The sequence below is a fragment of the Marinomonas sp. AWM4_232 genome (assembly GCF_056158325.1).
The window spans coordinates 3,044,080-3,058,662 of record NZ_JBSWTA010000001.1 but is presented as its reverse complement, the minus strand read 5'-3'; the positions used below and the strand labels follow the sequence as shown (position 1 = coordinate 3,058,662).

The 14,583-nt window shown below is 46.1% G+C and carries 10 protein-coding genes and 1 CRISPR repeat array; all 10 genes read right to left on the bottom strand.

The window, feature by feature from the left end; genetic code table 11:
- Positions 1-39: 39 nt before the first annotated feature.
- The 10 genes from umuC to cas3f all read right to left on the bottom strand — a co-directional run bounded on the left by umuC (position 40) and on the right by cas3f (position 14,583).
- On the bottom strand, positions 40-1,302 hold the full coding sequence (umuC, locus tag ACXAC1_RS14435) for a translesion error-prone DNA polymerase V subunit UmuC (protein ID WP_475062331.1): 1,263 nt from the start codon (positions 1,300-1,302) through the stop codon (positions 40-42).
- Positions 1,302-1,745: a translesion error-prone DNA polymerase V autoproteolytic subunit gene (umuD, locus tag ACXAC1_RS14430; RefSeq protein ID WP_475062329.1), complete on the bottom strand. Its 444-nt coding sequence runs from the start codon at positions 1,743-1,745 to the stop codon at positions 1,302-1,304. The genes umuC and umuD overlap by 1 nt, the downstream gene beginning before the upstream one ends.
- A 182-nt stretch (positions 1,746-1,927) precedes the next feature.
- Positions 1,928-2,671 (bottom strand): retron system putative HNH endonuclease, encoded by a 744-nt coding sequence (locus ACXAC1_RS14425; RefSeq protein WP_475062328.1) that lies wholly within the window; start codon positions 2,669-2,671, stop codon positions 1,928-1,930.
- Positions 2,668-4,020, bottom strand: a complete 1,353-nt coding sequence (locus ACXAC1_RS14420; RefSeq protein WP_475062326.1) for an AAA family ATPase — start codon at positions 4,018-4,020, stop codon at positions 2,668-2,670. The genes ACXAC1_RS14425 and ACXAC1_RS14420 overlap by 4 nt, the downstream gene beginning before the upstream one ends.
- Positions 4,021-4,141: 121 nt before the next feature.
- A CRISPR array of direct repeats spans positions 4,142-6,811; the repeat unit is 28 nt; unit sequence TTTCTAAGCCGCCTGTTCGGCGGTGAAG.
- A 129-nt stretch (positions 6,812-6,940) separates the two neighbouring features.
- Positions 6,941-7,507 (bottom strand): type I-F CRISPR-associated endoribonuclease Cas6/Csy4, encoded by a 567-nt coding sequence (cas6f, locus tag ACXAC1_RS14415; protein WP_475062324.1) that lies wholly within the window; start codon positions 7,505-7,507, stop codon positions 6,941-6,943.
- Between the two features lie 3 nt (positions 7,508-7,510).
- Complete coding sequence (gene csy3 / locus ACXAC1_RS14410; protein ID WP_475062322.1) at positions 7,511-8,509, bottom strand: type I-F CRISPR-associated protein Csy3; 999 nt, start codon at positions 8,507-8,509, stop codon at positions 7,511-7,513.
- 1 nt (position 8,510) lies between these two features.
- Positions 8,511-9,494, bottom strand: a complete 984-nt coding sequence (gene csy2 / locus ACXAC1_RS14405) for a type I-F CRISPR-associated protein Csy2 (protein WP_475062321.1) — start codon at positions 9,492-9,494, stop codon at positions 8,511-8,513.
- Positions 9,487-10,818: a type I-F CRISPR-associated protein Csy1 gene (csy1, locus tag ACXAC1_RS14400; protein WP_475062319.1), complete on the bottom strand. Its 1,332-nt coding sequence runs from the start codon at positions 10,816-10,818 to the stop codon at positions 9,487-9,489. The genes csy2 and csy1 overlap by 8 nt, the downstream gene beginning before the upstream one ends.
- 25 nt (positions 10,819-10,843) lie before the next feature.
- Positions 10,844-11,029, bottom strand: coding sequence for a hypothetical protein (locus tag ACXAC1_RS14395; protein WP_475062317.1), 186 nt, complete (start codon positions 11,027-11,029; stop codon positions 10,844-10,846).
- Positions 11,030-11,223: 194 nt separating this feature from the next.
- Positions 11,224-14,583, bottom strand: a complete 3,360-nt coding sequence (gene cas3f, locus ACXAC1_RS14390) for a type I-F CRISPR-associated helicase Cas3f (protein WP_475062315.1) — start codon at positions 14,581-14,583, stop codon at positions 11,224-11,226.

Genomic DNA, 14,583 nt, shown 5'->3' with positions numbered 1-14,583 from the left:
CATCTTGCCCTATCTCACTCTTTTGCTCAATTGTCGTCTTTAATAGACCTTGGGCAAGCTGTTCCAATTAGTGGTGTACGCAGGCGAAAGAAATTCGCGTTTCATAGACCACTGCGGCGTCACCCCTTGAGCAGCAAAAAAGAGATGGCCGCGCCCTTGGCGGTTGATCTTATCCAATACATCCATCAAATTCTTGGAACGTTCTCTGTCCTCCTCTGGATGGAATAGATCGGTTTGATAGGTGTTCGGTTGATAAAAATCCGTCAACATCACGCCGGCTTTTGCATAGCGAAACCCAGGACGGTAAATCGACTCAAACAATGGCTCCATCGCAGCGAGGAAGGCTCGTGTATCATCACAAGGAGCGGATAATTTTACCGACGCGGAATTGGAATAATGGCGCTCATTAGGGTTGAACACACCAGTGCGAATAAACACCTGTAAGACTTGGGCGAGGCATGCCTCTTGTCGCAGCTTTTCAGCCGCCCGCGCCACGTACTTTGCCAGCGCTTCTTTTAACTCGCCCTTTTGGGTAATGCGCTCTCCAAACGAACGGCTACAGACAATTTGCTGTTTCGTCGGCGTCATCGACTCTAACTCCAAGCAGGAGATACCGTTGAGTTCTCGTACGGTACGCTCCAATACCACAGAGAACTCTCGACGAATCATTTTCGGGTCGGCATCCGCCAAGTCCAATGCAGTCCGTAAGCCCCGTGCCTGCAAATGTTTGGTCAAGCGACGCCCCACGCCCCAGACTTCCCCGACCTCCACCAATGCCATCAATCGCCGCTGCCGCTCACGATCCGTTAGATCCACTACCCCACCCGTAGCGGGGTAAGCCTTCGCCGCATGATTAGCGAGCTTTGCTAGGGTTTTGGTAGGCGCAATCCCCACACCAACTGTAATACCTGTATATTGATCGACCTTGGCCTTGATCTGACGTGCCACATCATCCACAGCATCAATACCGGTTAAATCAAGAAAGGCTTCATCGATGGAATAAATCTCAACTTGTGGCGCTTCTTGCTCCAATACCGTCATCACCCGATTCGACATGTCCGCATAAAGCGCATAATTAGACGAAAAACAGGCGATATTGTGTTGCTCGATAAGATCCCGCACCTGAAAGACCGGCGCCCCCATTTTCAGTCCTAACGCTTTCACTTCTCGCGAACGCGCTACCACACAGCCATCATTGTTTGACAGCACCACCACCGGAGTATGTTTTAAATCAGGGCGAAACAGCTTTTCACAACTGGCATAGAAGTTATTGCAATCCACCAAAGCAAAGACTTTATCCATCAGCGATCCAGTCTCCGCACCACCCCAGTCACCACCCCAAAGATCTCGAATTCAGAATGCTCCGAAATCGGAATCACAGGATAGGCCTTATTGTGAGGACGCAAAATCGACTCAGGCTTTAAACACAACTCCTTAACGGTTAACTCGCCATGGATCGACGCAATCACAATGTCGCCATGCTTCGCCGTCAAAGATCGATCCACCACCAACACATCCCCAGAATGAATCCCAGCATCCACCATAGAATCTCCCTGCGCCCGCACAAAAAACGTCGCACTCGGATGCTGAATACACAACTCATTCAAATCCAACGAGCATTCCACAAAATCCTGGGCAGGTGAGGGAAAACCCGCCGACACCGACTCCACATAAAGCGGCATCTTCATCTGCTTCGCCGCAAAAAAACCAGACGACTCAGCTGAGCCCAAATACGTCAAACGCATACAACCACCAAACCAAATACTGTATATACATACAGTATAGTGTTGTTTTGCAGAGATACAATGCTAATGCTCTTATAAGGAATATTTCGGTTAATTAGATGAATATCGAGTACTTGGATTTCACTAGCTACTCTGTAGTTATCTCAAATAGACTTCGTCTATGATTTACTAATCATATGCTTCTATGAGTCTTTTATAAGGGACAATATCGCAGATGGAAAGGAGGCAACCTGCCCTGCTTCGTATTCAGAAATTTCTAAATCAATTAGAGCAACGATTTTTGTTGAGTCATCTGTTTTATCAATATCTTCTCTAACTTCCGACATACGCTGGCGACGCTGATTTTTAAGATAAGGATGGTTTAAGTTCAGCAGATTAATTGTGTATTTTGCTTTCTCTTGCTCTGCATCATCGAGGTTAGGAGAAGGAACAATCGCGCCGCTTTCTTCTAGAAACGCAAAAAAGTATCCACAATTTTGGTTGGTAGGTGAGATAAAAAGATTATCATCATAAAAATGTAGTTTGGCATGACCACCAAAATAATTGAAATGACTCTCATCATCTGGGTCTTGGGTACTAACGGATAATTCACCCTGTTTGATCGAATGTAAATCCTGAGCATCCAGTACAGACACTACTAGATTTTCATAATCAAAGGTTTCTGTTGGAAAACGGCTTTTAGGTTTGATGTGTTCAATATGGCAACCATTTTGTTTAGAAGAAGCCAAAGAAACAAACGCGCTAATGTTAAACTCAGTGTAGGCACAAAGCCCTTGCTGCTGGCTCTTTAGCTTATTACGTACAATTGTCTTTTTACCAAAAGCTCCCCAACGCTCTTCCGCTTCCTCTGCGGTATTTGGCCGGCTTATCTTGTTTTGCCGATCTAATACATTACTGCCTAATTCCGTTTTAGCAATCGCTCTCATTTTGCCAATAATCCCTTACGTCGAATTTTACGATCTGCTTTTTGTAATTCATGATGCCCTGCACCAATCATAGACTCTAGTTTGGCTCGTAAGGCTTTACCTTCACTTGATTCATGTTGCCCTAAGTCAATCATGTCTAAATAGCGTTCTACTTCCACCACCTGCTCGATACGTGGTTTAGGGTTCACATGCATCACTTCCGTTAAGATGTCATTACTCGCTTCACCGTACGTTTCACCAAAAATAGGCTGAACTTTGCCAGTTTTACCTAGTACTATGATGGACTCTTTTTTAACAGTTGAGAGTACCTGCGGACTGTGGGTCGTAACAATAAACTGTATATTAGGAAAGGCTTCTTCCAGATTCTGTAGCACTAATTGTTGCCATTCAGGGTGTAAATGCATGTCTACTTCATCGATTAGTACTATGCCAAATGTATCATTGACTGCATTGCCCTCTAAATGTGGGTTTAAACGCACACAGCGATAAGCAATATCCGCCACTAAACCAACCATATTCCGCACACCGTCACTCAACAGAGAAACCGGCATATCACCCTGTACAGAATGTGTCGCAATAATTTGTTTGGTACTCGCTCCGTAACGCACATTACTCCAACCAGAAGGCGCAAGCACGGTATTGATCGCATTGCTGATAGCACTCAGAAACTTTCCTCGAATCGTTTGCCCACTTACGATCGCCCTCTGGAGACCTGATTGCTCAATGATCTCCATACGACGCTCATAATCAGCAATTGTTTCATTGCGAAGCCAACGAGCGAAGGCATTATAGCTAGACTCAGGGTCCATACAATCACGATAGCCTTCTAAACGGCTGGCCTTACTCAGTGATTCTTCTTTCAGAGAAGAAAGTAATTTCTGCTTCCAAAGGCGTCCGGTCCCATAGTAAGCCAAAATAGGCAAGGTCACAGTCTCGCCATTTTGCACGGCTTTTTCTAAGTACTTAGCAACGTTCTTAAGCGTTGCTACTTGAGTCGTGCGACTTTTTACAGAATTCAAGCTACGAGTCCAAGAACGTGGGAAATCTGACATAGACGATACGTCGTAAGCTTCGCAATTCACTATCACTGGAAACTGATATTCCATTTGAACGCTTTCCCCTTCGACTGCCTTAGTCGCGGCTAGGTGAATTTCATCTTTATGGACACCGCGATCCGCACCCGTGCCAAACGCACTAAGGTATTGTCCGTAAGCAACGGAAATAGCATCCAACACAGAGGTTTTACCAAATCCATTCTGCCCGACAATCACGTTCAACCCTAGATTAAATTCACATTCAAACGAGGTAAAACCACGAAAGTTCGAAAGTGTGAGTCTCTTTAATTTCATTCCTCTTCCTCTGCAAAGAGCCGCTTTTTTGTATGTCGGTATGATGTACGTATTAAACTCTCAACTGCCAAACCGCATGCTCAGCGGACTCACTATAGCATCTTGGATTTTCTGAACAACTTTTCTAAGCCACCTGTTCGGCGGTGAAGAGTCAGCTCCGGCAGTCGTTTAACTCGTTGTCTTTCTAAGCCGCCTGTTCGGCGGTGAAGTCAAGCGATTCATAACGAAATCATGGTAAACATTTCTAAGCCGCCTGTTCGGCGGTGAAGTCAAGCGATTCATAACGAAATCATGGTAAACATTTCTAAGCCGCCTGTTCGGCGGTGAAGTTCAATATCCACTCTTTGTTTTGATGTTTCTATTTCTAAGCCGCCTGTTCGGCGGTGAAGTACTAGCTCGTAAACTTTAGAGTCTAGCTCTATTTCTAAGCCGCCTGTTCGGCGGTGAAGTGCTTTTCAAAACAAGTCGAGCTGTATCACTCATTTCTAAGCCGCCTGTTCGGCGGTGAAGTTAAAGAACTAACTACACGTATCAACACAACATTTCTAAGCCGCCTGTTCGGCGGTGAAGCAGACACTTTAGTAAGTCAGTGGAAGACTCTTTTTCTAAGCCGCCTGTTCGGCGGTGAAGGAAGTGCTAACTTCTCACCAGTATGGGTAGTTTTTCTAAGCCGCCTGTTCGGCGGTGAAGGCTGTTTCCCCATCAAACCTAACTGTTTTACGTTTCTAAGCCGCCTGTTCGGCGGTGAAGGATTTATGCAGGTCGTCCACTGCATCGCTCATTTTCTAAGCCGCCTGTTCGGCGGTGAAGAAAAGAGCTATCCATCTACATATATCGAATCATTTCTAAGCCGCCTGTTCGGCGGTGAAGGACAATGGAAGTGCTACGCGAGAAAAGCTAGATTTCTAAGCCGCCTGTTCGGCGGTGAAGAAGCCGATGGTCAGGAATGGGAATTTAAATCATTTCTAAGCCGCCTGTTCGGCGGTGAAGCTGATCCCATGCGCCCAAGTGCGGCACCATACTTTCTAAGCCGCCTGTTCGGCGGTGAAGGGTAGACGTTATTAACATCCTCCAGCGTCACATTTCTAAGCCGCCTGTTCGGCGGTGAAGAGTACCCTATGACATCGTTTGCTGGTGTTAAATTTCTAAGCCGCCTGTTCGGCGGTGAAGTGCTGACTAAGTTAGCTGGCAGACTTGGTAGTTTTCTAAGCCGCCTGTTCGGCGGTGAAGCATAAGGGACTGGTTTGGGCTCTACCACTTGTTTTCTAAGCCGCCTGTTCGGCGGTGAAGAACCAGTTAATTAGAGTTTGCTGGCTCTGTTCTTTCTAAGCCGCCTGTTCGGCGGTGAAGGAAACCCAGTTGGGCGATGATATGTCCGTTACTTTCTAAGCCGCCTGTTCGGCGGTGAAGAATGGGTTTTACCAGCTCATGCGGCTTACAACTTTCTAAGCCGCCTGTTCGGCGGTGAAGTCCCCGTTTCTTATACAAGACTTCTGCAAACTTTTCTAAGCCGCCTGTTCGGCGGTGAAGAGTTCGCCCTGATTTGCTCGATGTAGTCTTCTTTTCTAAGCCGCCTGTTCGGCGGTGAAGATCAGGGTTGTCTTATAAAGAGGTCGATCCGATTTCTAAGCCGCCTGTTCGGCGGTGAAGCTAGTCAAGCATGGATGCAGTTATCTGTGCTTTTTCTAAGCCGCCTGTTCGGCGGTGAAGCGCTGCCAGCAACAATTGACGACGTTACAGCATTTCTAAGCCGCCTGTTCGGCGGTGAAGATTCACATTTACATGCTTACCTAACAGCTCAATTTCTAAGCCGCCTGTTCGGCGGTGAAGTGCAGTCAGAGTTGGCGATTTATGGGGCACTTTTTCTAAGCCGCCTGTTCGGCGGTGAAGGTTGGCGGTGCTTCGGTGTTGTCTCTTGCTTTTTTCTAAGCCGCCTGTTCGGCGGTGAAGACGCTGGTGTTTGCGCAAGACGCATGTTAACTATTTCTAAGCCGCCTGTTCGGCGGTGAAGAAGGATGAATTAGAAAAGGGCGTCTTATGGCGTTTCTAAGCCGCCTGTTCGGCGGTGAAGGGTTTAACAAATCCATTTCTACAGAACCATCATTTCTAAGCCGCCTGTTCGGCGGTGAAGAGTACATCACAGCCGTTTTTGAGTATGAGGAATTTCTAAGCCGCCTGTTCGGCGGTGAAGCTTAATCGTTTGGGATATGAGCGCATGATGCTTTTCTAAGCCGCCTGTTCGGCGGTGAAGCATTCATCAAGTCTATGTATGACTCAGGTGCATTTCTAAGCCGCCTGTTCGGCGGTGAAGGCTGTGTGACGACACCCGACCAAGGCTTTAATTTTCTAAGCCGCCTGTTCGGCGGTGAAGAAAAGTCTGGTTTCTATGTTGCCTATGATGATTTTCTAAGCCGCCTGTTCGGCGGTGAAGGAAGTGCTAACTTCTCACCAGTATGGGTAGTTTTTCTAAGCCGCCTGTTCGGCGGTGAAGTTGGTGGTACGCGTGTCTTTCTGAATGCCAGCTTTCTAAGCCGCCTGTTCGGCGGTGAAGCGACCGAAGCAATCCAGCCCCCATCAAACAATTTTCTAAGCCGCCTGTTCGGCGGTGAAGAAGAATACGTGCTTGTTGAAATGAAATTCGCATTTCTAAGCCGCCTGTTCGGCGGTGAAGATCATGGTCGCTATTAATCCAGAGAGCAAACTTTTCTAAGCCGCCTGTTCGGCGGTGAAGATAAAGACACAACAGATATGTCGTCAGAGATTTTTCTAAGCCGCCTGTTCGGCGGTGAAGTAGACAAAATTAGCATTAAGACTTTGATTGTTAAAGAGCTTTGTCTATTAAACACAAAAACACCCTTTTTTTATCGAAAAAAGCAAAGCCCGTGTTTACGGGCTTTGACAGACATCGCTAAAAAAAGGGTTAAAATTTAGGCACAGGCGTTATTGAACTCAGCCCATATTTCGAAAACTGAATTTCGGATATTTGTGAGCCTTTATTAATCACGGTTTGCTTTATAAATAGAGGAAACTGCTGACCGCCTGTTGATTGGCTTTTGATGCGCACAAAGGGTAAGTCCAGTTCTTTACCCGCACTGTCTGGTATTTGCTCAACGGCTTGTTCATAAGTCAAATTATGACGCTTCATTGCACGGCGACGCATACGATCTGGGTTACTTTGCACATGAATACGCTGCACTAACCAATGCTCACCTGTTTGCGGAGCATTGGTAATGCCGGATACCTGAGTAAAGTCCCCTAGCCCTTTGCGCCATGCTAACGACTCCAACACTGATAAGCGTTCTTGTGTACCATGAACTCTCAGGCATTTTCCTAATGACTTTTTGCTAGCCTCAGGAAAACTGACTCCGATATCATGATCAGACACTTCGACTAGTGCGCGATGCAGCTTGCTAAACAACGCATTCATCAGGATGGGCGTGGTAAATTCAGGGTCTTCTAAGATTTTAATATCTAGATAATGATCCATGGATTACTCCGATTTACTACCAAACACGCCACCGCGGATCATATTCGCCATGACATAATGCTGCTGCTCTAACTCTGGTACTTGGCCTTTTTCCATCCACTTATCAAACAAGGTATAAAAATCATCTTTATTGCTGCGATACGCTTTACCACGACTGGTCACAGAGCCAAATGGCTCGGCAGAAATAGGTCCAACCTCCTCAGCACCTTTATACCAAGTATCGACTGTACGGATAGCATTACCGATCTTCTGTGAATGCAACGCCGCGGTACCTTCTACATCGTAAAGCACTTTGCTCTTACGAGAGTTACTGTCTAATACAAGCTCTTGCGATGGGAAAACTTCTTGACCTTCGCCTAACTTCACAAAAGCCTCTACCTTAAGATAGGTAAACTGATCACTGGCCAAGCCTTGTTCAATAGCTGATGCAAGCGCTTTTAAGTCATCGCTTTGGTAGTCAAAGTCACGCAGTGATAAATCGTAGCCATTAAAGACCCACGTCGTTTCTGAGTCTTTTACCACTTGTGTCACACGCACTTTGATGTCTTCTGCACCGACACGGTTACGCCATAAGAAGCGACCATTAGCCAAGTTGGAAGCATAACGATGTGCCAGTGTGGCAAATGACTGCTCAGAAATATAAGACTTGATTGTGCTACTTAGCACTGCTTGATAATCAGGGCTGTTACATGCAGAAGGTGTTGCAAGATCCCCCAGTACACGCAAACTAAATACCACTTTTAAAGTATCGCAATCAAAAGGAAGCGCTGCGGTATCGACTTTTTGTAGATTGGCCTTATTCACTTCTTGGTCAAGTTTTGCTTCCGTTGCACCTTTCTGTCGGTTCGAAATAGTACCTCGTACCGCTTTCTCTTTTACATTTACAGGTACCCATTTACTGTCGGTATCAATGTCAGACCAATTACCCGCTAGGAGTAGACCGTCCGAATTGGCCAATTTACGTTCAAATGCTAATACAGATGCTGTTTTTACGGCTGCCATGCTATTGCTCCTCAGTATTCGAGTATTCGTTGTATAATAAATGAGAGGTATCAGGTTCAAATACGTTATTGCATAAGTAAAGGGAACGCTCTGCTTCGTAACTTTGCGTCCAAAGTAAGTGCTCAATATTGGTAATGCGATGTGGACTGATCCACTGCCCTAATGAGTAGATCGACTCAACAAACTGTACTGGCACGCTGCGATCTCGCACATGGCCCACTTGCCCAGCTTCATACAGATCAGAGATGCCTTGATAGCCGATCATAATGGGCTTTAACCAGCCACTGAATTTAGGTCGTTCAACAACCCATTTTGCTTTGTCGCCTTCTTTTTCTGGGTCTTCGGAGCGCATTTTACGGGTACTAAAGTCTAGCCAAGCATCCAGCGGTGATAGCTGTGTTTGCTCGATATGCTTTTCTAGTACATCGTGTCGGCTGACTAAGGCAAACCCCGGTAAGAACTGACGTAAAAAGCGCTTACGAGCTTGATCATCGCGGTTTTGCGATCCCGCATCTAAAACCAGTTCAGTGGTTTCAAATTTTGAAATAGATCCTCCCGCTAATCGCATTGTCGGGATAAGATTTGGGATCAATTCTTTTAAATCCTCCAAATCGTCTGGCTCTAAAAAACCATCCTCTTCTGCACTTTTAACATCGATCAGCAAGGATACATCCATGCGCATCTTGCCTTCTTCGTTAAACGGCGCGGTAACGGCTTCTTTGCCTTTCAGCACAAGCGGATTTCGAGTTAAGGCAAAGTAATGCTCTCGGCTCATATTATTGTTGTAGGTTTGTACTTGGCTGCTATGACAAACCACCGCACAGCCCTCCAACAATATGGAAGAGGAAATTTTCTCTTGGACTTTACGCTGTAGCGCGTGGGTGAATCCTAGAAAGTTAGTGATCGCAGGAAAGCTCCATGTAAGGCCCGCAATGGCGTTGGCCCCTTCCACTTTCAGATGCTTAATAACTAATAACTTATCCACTGAACGCTCCTTCTACGTCATCTTTGACTAGGCGCAGCTCTTGAGCAGTGAGTACTTTCCATTGCTTGAACTCTACATCACCGGTAGCAATCTCGCTGTTGCGCTCCAACTCAGCATTTAGAAAACGTGAGAAGTCTTCCGCTACTTTGCCCTGCCATTCCTTTTTATCAAGCTCGTCTTTGAAGTCTGGGTCGTTATAGCAACGTTTAGGGTCAAGCCAAAGCTTTTGATGCTCTGGTAGATGGCAATCAGGGTGGCTTGACCAACCCGCCGGAAAGCTACGTACATTTGCCGCATAACCAATTAAACGATCCACAATATCGTCAATACGCTGGGCACGCTCATTGCGAACCTTCCAAGTACTACGATCATTTAACTTAGTCACTAAGAACTTTTTCAAGCCTAAAATCTGCGGATAAACCTTACGTGAAAATGGGCCGCGGAAGATAGACGTCACTTTTAGAGGTGGCAGCTCTTGACTTTCCCATGTTGGCGGAGCACTGCTGAGCAAATAGGCTCGTCCACCTCGTGTAGAGTTTAATTGGCTGATATTTTGTGGCTTGGTACCACCAAATGCCTGCACTGCGATATCAGGAAACTCAATGGTATGAATATCCGAGACTTTTTCATTGCGACGTGCATCACGAGCAGCCTTTTGCTCCTCTGAAAAGCGTGCCGTTTGGATACGATCATAGATATCATGCGTTAATGACGTAGCGAACAGCGGCATAAGGATATGATAGACACCCTCTTCTAAGGGCCAGTAAAGCTGCTTTGCGAGTTTATTAGAGCTTGGATCTTTTGCCGTCACAGCCAACTTAAACCCCTCGAGCCATTGTCTAAGCTGCTCTTGTGTTTCCGCAAAGAGCTGAAAAGGTGACATATCCTCTTGCTGAATATAATGAACCAGCAACTTGCCTGAATTATCTTCCAACATCAGCAGTTTACCCACATCTAAAGCCGCCGCATTACCAACGATATCGATGACTGGCGATTCAATACTGTGAGAGCCAATGAAGCTTCGCTCACCAGCGTATTGATCTGCAAAAATGCTGGTTCCCTTTGCATCAGAGTGGGTAAATTTTAAGGCATGAGTCACAAGCTGAAGCTGTTTAGCCCGCCCTGCGGCGTCATCTAGCCATACACTTGCCTTGAAGCGCGCTTCCTCTGCGACGCGCAATTCAAAACGCTGCTGCTCATAAGCCGCAACCTCTCCAGCTTTCGCGGCTTTGACGCCTTTTTCCGTTTCCTTATCAAACTTCTCTAACCGATCCTCTTTGCGACTATTGATATAGTCAAGGATTTTGTCAGCTAACTCACTCACTCTGCTAACCTCCTGTAAAAACCCGCTAAACTAATCCACTTGTAATCTGACTAAACCAGCTATCGATACCCAGAGCAGATAAGTAGCCGAAAACCACAAATCCAGAACTCACCTCTCCCAATGAAAAGGATACTTTTGCAGAACGAGTTTTAATCTGTCCTGCTTCACCTTCCTCAGTTTTAGTGATCACTTCTTTTTTAAAACGAAACATACGAATCCCTCATAACAACTAATTTAAAGTCATTATAGGACTAGAAACAAATATTTCAACCATTATAAATTTATCAATTACTCATTTTACTTAACCCTTAAATTAACCTAACATGCAGTCAACCATAGTAATGTGGCTTAGAAAATTATTAATTTCTCATGCACCGCTGAATAAGCGGCTTTACCAACCCTTTGTTAAGCAAAGGGTTGGTAAAATCCGAAAATACCGCTCTGCTGCCAGACTTCTTTCTCATTCGAGCGACGCAAGTTCACTGAACCGAATTGTATCGTGGCTTCGGCAAGCGTTAGGTTTAAACGTTCTGCTAAATCGTTGATATGCTGACTGTAATCAAACACTCCACCCCAGACACTTATACCTTGGGCTAAGGTGATACTGTCGTCCCGCTGAAAGCTTTGCTTGTCATCCAGCTTTAATTCACCACTGTCATGCCAACGATGCATCAATGGTTCGTCAAACTCCTCTTCAATGTAGTAACAATAGTCCTCACTGGGTGTATGTCGGCGAAATGGTAGGAGCTTTTGCAAGTGACTTGTCCAGTGCATAGGCCGTTGCCACCAGAGGCCCGCATAAGCTTCATCTGACTGTTTATTAGTGCCCCAAAGTTGCATGGCTAAGGCAGCATGTTCAAGATCCACAAAGCGCTCTGTTGGCATAAGCTCCGCCGCTTTTTGAATTCTAGGTAAGGCATTGATGGTTTGATATTCGCTTGGCTCAATACATCGTTCCAACAAATGAGACTGCAACCTTAATGATTTACTTTCGAACCCCGGACGCACGTAGCTAATTTCATCACCACGCAATGCGCGCCAGTTCTGATTAAGTAGGTGGATATTGGGCTGGTCTACCGTGGTCACTTGGTCATGACGCAGTACCCGACCCGCCAGCTGAATCAATGAGCGAATCGACGATGGCTCTACTACGGCCCAATCATAGGAGTGATCCCGCCCTACTTCGGTAACCGGGCTACCCAATACTACAAAGATATGTTGCTTATCAGGTGCTTTATCGATGGCATCGCACACACTGGGTTGTTGCCATATTGCACTCGGGGCTTTGCGGTTTAGTACGGTATCGAGCATGTGCTCAATCACCGAACGTTGCAACAGCAGATACTGACTGTGATAGACACAATAATGCATCTGTACGCCATCAGGACTTGGCATTGCCATAAGTTGTTTAGCGGTGGCAACGAGCTGGTTAATATTCGCCATACGTACCAAACCAAAGCTCGCCTTGGCCTGTTTTGATGGGTGGTCATGATGATATTGCTGGTGCAGTGTTAAAATGCTTTGATGCACTTTTGTAGCGATTTCACCTATGATCGCGGCTTTTATTACAGGTTCGAGTGTTACTAACTCGATTCTTCTGCGTACCGTTTGCTGAGCAAGCTTGTCACAGCGTTTTGCTATAATACGCTTATGCTCAGCACGGAAGTCAGACAGTTGCGCCGCCTGTATAGAGGAGCTTTTGAATTCATCGAACCAAGCACAAACGATGTTGGGAGCAGAGCTCGGATTAACACTGACAGCTTTTTCATATTGTGCTCGTCCGGATTGGTAAGCATCGAATAAAGCTTCGATTAAGTCCGGCGGCAAGGTCGCAGAGGACAGTAAAACATGACTACCCAGCAAGCCAGCCCAATGTACCAGACGACACAACGCAGGCAAATCTTCCAAACCAAAATCATCCGGCTCATCCAACACTAAATCCGAGGTTAACAAACGCAACATGGGTGCGATTTGCTTACCGCCGCGACTTCCCTCTGTTGCAGGCATTAGATGGTCAATCGTGCTCACCAAGACTGGTGCATTGACTAGCTTATTGATCTTAGGTGAGCTTTCGAGCCACTTTGATAAGAAGCCGTCACCTAATGCACCTTCGTAACTTACATAGCTGTCTTGGTCAGCAAAATCGCTGGCAGATTCTGAGCCAAGTACTTGCTCTTGCTGACTCTCGACTAGCTGCGCCTTTTGATGATTATGGTCGTCATGCAGCGCTTTTACAGCCTTGGAGCCAATCATTATCGCAAGATCTTCTTCATCAAGCTTTAATAGTTCTTTAAAAGCATCGCCCGTTTGCAGGGTTAACGTCCGTAGGCCCAGCGCCACACTAAAACGACAACCTTTTCGTTCATCTGCAAGGCCGTACATGATACGCGCATTGGCAAAGGTTTTACCCATACCAGTAGAGGCCATATTCACCCCAAAGAAGCCATGCTGGCGCGCCGTATCGCGTATACTAACCGCCAGTTCATAAGCTTTATTTTGCCAAGCAAAGCGGCTATTTGCGGTGCGTTTTTTTAACTCAGGGTGTCGCGTAATGACTGGCAGGGATTCTTTTAACGACGGCAGTTTGCGCACCATTTGATGGCTATGGTGATACACACCGATCAAATGATCATCTAAGGTTTGATTGTACTTACCTTTGTCTTTACTGCCACGCTCGCGCCACGTATTGGCAAAGACAATGTCTTTTTGTGTTTTGCCCCATGCGTAATCGTGCCAAACACTTTTTTGCCCAACACGGTTTTGTCCTGAATAGTAATGATCCGCCAACATTAGACTTAAGCGAGACAAATGCAATGTGAAGGGATCAAACAACCACTCAGCTTTGGTAAAGCTTGAGCGCCTTAATGCTTGCTCCGCGACACGAGCTAAACGCTCGCGCCATACTTTACTACGAAATGGTGCACCTTTCGGAAACGTCCAAACAGCTTCGATTTCTGCGCGACTCCAATCTTTCGAGCTTTGCGGTGAGTTCCAAGGGCTTTTAACAGAACTAAGAATACGTTGCGGTCGAACCAAGTAACTTTTATCTGTTTTTTCTGGCTCTGGCAGTTTGTGGTGACTGAGTATCAGCCAAGCAACAGTTTGGGCTACTGGCGGTAAATTTCTAAATGGCGAGCGGATGCTTTTGTCTAGCCCGTCTTTGATAAGCACTTTTTGAACAAGATCATCAGTCTGAGAATCGATTTGGGTCAAAGCAGTTAACCAAGCCTGATCCTGTTGCGATGGTTCAACGCCAGCGATGGCAGTTTGGACAAAAGCTTCGAAAACACGCAGAGATACCCATTCATGACGATAAGGCTCATAGTTTTTGACTGAGCCAGAACGCGCACGAGGCTTAATTTTATCTTGGAAGGCTTGATTGGCTTTACCGACATCGTGGAACAACGCAGCAAAGCAGGCTAAGAGGCGCATATCCTCTGCGGTGTGCCAAACATTTTCGTCTTTGGCTCTTAAGATATCACGCCCTGTTACATTGGTTGGAACTGTACCTTCACTATTAAAACGTCGCGGGTTACCCACTATCCATTTTAGATCGGTTCGATTATTCGAACGAATCCAATGACAAGCCACAGAGGTATTACGCCGAGCGGTTTTCTTAAGTAGTTTACGCAGGGGTGCCAAGCCCTGCTCAGTAATCGCTGTCTGCCATGTACGATCCCCCGTACGCTCAGCAAATTGATCGATGATACGACGTGTTTCCTGTAACGCTTTTTTGGAACATTGAGAAACCAGCAAGATATTCAT

Coding starts and splice junctions, on each gene's coding strand:
- cas6f (WP_475062324.1), bottom strand. CDS start 7,507: ATGGATCATTATCTAGATATTAAAATCTTAGAAGACCCTGAATTTACC.
- csy3 (WP_475062322.1), bottom strand. CDS start 8,509: ATGGCAGCCGTAAAAACAGCATCTGTATTAGCATTTGAACGTAAATTG.
- umuC (WP_475062331.1), bottom strand. CDS start 1,302: ATGGATAAAGTCTTTGCTTTGGTGGATTGCAATAACTTCTATGCCAGT.
- cas3f (WP_475062315.1), bottom strand. CDS start 14,583: ATGAATATCTTGCTGGTTTCTCAATGTTCCAAAAAAGCGTTACAGGAA.
- ACXAC1_RS14395 (WP_475062317.1), bottom strand. CDS start 11,029: ATGTTTCGTTTTAAAAAAGAAGTGATCACTAAAACTGAGGAAGGTGAA.
- ACXAC1_RS14420 (WP_475062326.1), bottom strand. CDS start 4,020: ATGAAATTAAAGAGACTCACACTTTCGAACTTTCGTGGTTTTACCTCG.
- umuD (WP_475062329.1), bottom strand. CDS start 1,745: ATGCGTTTGACGTATTTGGGCTCAGCTGAGTCGTCTGGTTTTTTTGCG.
- ACXAC1_RS14425 (WP_475062328.1), bottom strand. CDS start 2,671: ATGAGAGCGATTGCTAAAACGGAATTAGGCAGTAATGTATTAGATCGG.